The 1,523-nt window shown below is 65.7% G+C and carries 2 protein-coding genes and 1 pseudogene; all 3 read left to right on the forward strand.

What is annotated here, in order from left to right; all coding sequences use genetic code 11:
• Positions 1 to 378: pseudogene (locus AC5RWX_RS33170) on the forward strand (hypothetical protein); the annotation flags it as partial.
• Positions 375 to 893 (forward strand): hypothetical protein, encoded by a 519-nt coding sequence (locus AC5RWX_RS33175; RefSeq protein ID WP_494100409.1) that lies wholly within the window; start codon positions 375 to 377, stop codon positions 891 to 893. The pseudogene AC5RWX_RS33170 and the gene AC5RWX_RS33175, both read left to right, overlap by 4 nt.
• Positions 894 to 1,020: 127 nt before the next feature.
• Positions 1,021 to 1,404, forward strand: coding sequence for a DUF7793 family protein (locus AC5RWX_RS33180; RefSeq protein ID WP_494100410.1), 384 nt, complete (start codon positions 1,021 to 1,023; stop codon positions 1,402 to 1,404).
• Positions 1,405 to 1,523: the final 119 nt, after the last annotated feature.

Here is a 1,523-nt window from a genome sequence, read left to right on the forward strand (position 1 = left end):
GTCCTGGCCGCGGGGGCCGCCGGACAGCCACTAGCCGGCAGCCCGGCCGCGAGACAGGGCACACGGCTCCCGGCCCTGCCGGAAGACCAGGCAACCAACGCCACGTCATGGCAGCCGGCCCCGCACATGCCATCACGCTCACCGGCTTCTGCCCAGCCTGCACCTGCCCGAAGGCGTCCGTGGGAAAAACTTCGACGCCCCGGAAACCGCCGGCTATGGGTGCTGGCCGCAGTCGCCGCCGCCGTGGTGACGCTCCTCGTTGTGCTGCTGACCACGGTGCAGCGGCCGGCCCCTGCCCCGGTGCAAACGCCCGGGCCGGCCATCACTGGGCAGCTGGGCGAGCACTTCAAGGAACTGGAAGAAAGCGTCACGCCATGAACCCCACTCCCCTGCAAAAAATACTGGCCGCTGCTGTGGCCGGCGCCCTTGGCATGTCGCTCCTGACTGGCTGCGCCGGTCAACCCGATCTGGACAATGCCGTGGCGGCGCAACTGCAAACCCGGGTCGCTGCGGCGAAAGGGCTGGCCGCGCGGCAGGACTTTCCCGCAGCGCTGGCCGAGCTGGGGCAGCTGAGCCAGGAGGTGGCAACAGCTGCCGAGCAGGGCCGGATGACCCAGCAACGCCGGAGCAGGATCGAGGCTGCCATCGGCACCATCAGGAGCGATTTGGAAGCGTCCCTCGCGCCGGTACCGTCACCCGCAGCCCCGGCGACTGCTCCGCAGCTGACCGAGGACCAGCAGGAGCAGGCGGAAGAGGCCAGAAAGGAAGCCGACGAGCAGCGCGAGAAAGCACAGAAAGAAGCCGACGAGCAGCGCGAGAAAGCACAGAAAGAAGCCGACGAGCAGCGCGAGAAAGCACAGAAAGAGGCCGAAAAGCAGCGCGACAACCGCTGACTTCAGGGAAGCCGCGGGGCTGGCAGGGCCGCCATGGCCAAGCAGTAAATTCTGGGTACGCTGTGAGCTGGATGGGCGGAGAACAATTACTCCTCACGCAAACGTCGAGAAAAAGGGGGTGTGCCTGATGGAGACCATCACCGTTGACGGCGGCAAGGGCACTTTACAGCTCCGCGCGGATGGAGTCCTCCACCTGCTCTGGCAGCCAAAGGCCAGTCTGGATGAAGCCGACATCAAAGCTGCCATGGCCAAAGTCAACGATATCTGCCAAGGCCAAAGCCGCCCCCTGTTGGTGGAGATGACCGGCGTCGAAACTGTCAGTCACGGTGCGCGGTCCGTTTTCTCGATACCCAGCGCGGCGGCGCGCATCGCGCTGCTGGGCTCCAACCCGGTGGACCGCGTCATAGCCAGCTTCCGCGTCCCTCACAGCCACCCGTGCCCAACCCGCTTTTTCACGGACAAAACCGAGGCTGTGGAGTGGCTTCTCCAGAGGTCCCCGTCCCAACCCTGAAGCCGGTGAGCAGCTTGGGATTTCCTTGGGGGCCTCCCGTGCACCGCGTCCTAGGTTTTCCTCAAGGCGGCGGCTTCAAGCTGTGGTTATCTGGCTGGGGAGTTAGGCCCCCATAACTC

It is taken from the genome of Arthrobacter sp. SPT-J7 (assembly GCF_059089965.1).

What these genes read in the sequence shown, in the direction of transcription:
- AC5RWX_RS33180 (WP_494100410.1), top strand. Translation starts at nt 1,021, where the DNA reads ATGGAGACCATCACCGTTGACGGCGGCAAGGGCACTTTACAGCTCCGC.
- AC5RWX_RS33175 (WP_494100409.1), top strand. Translation starts at nt 375, where the DNA reads ATGAACCCCACTCCCCTGCAAAAAATACTGGCCGCTGCTGTGGCCGGC.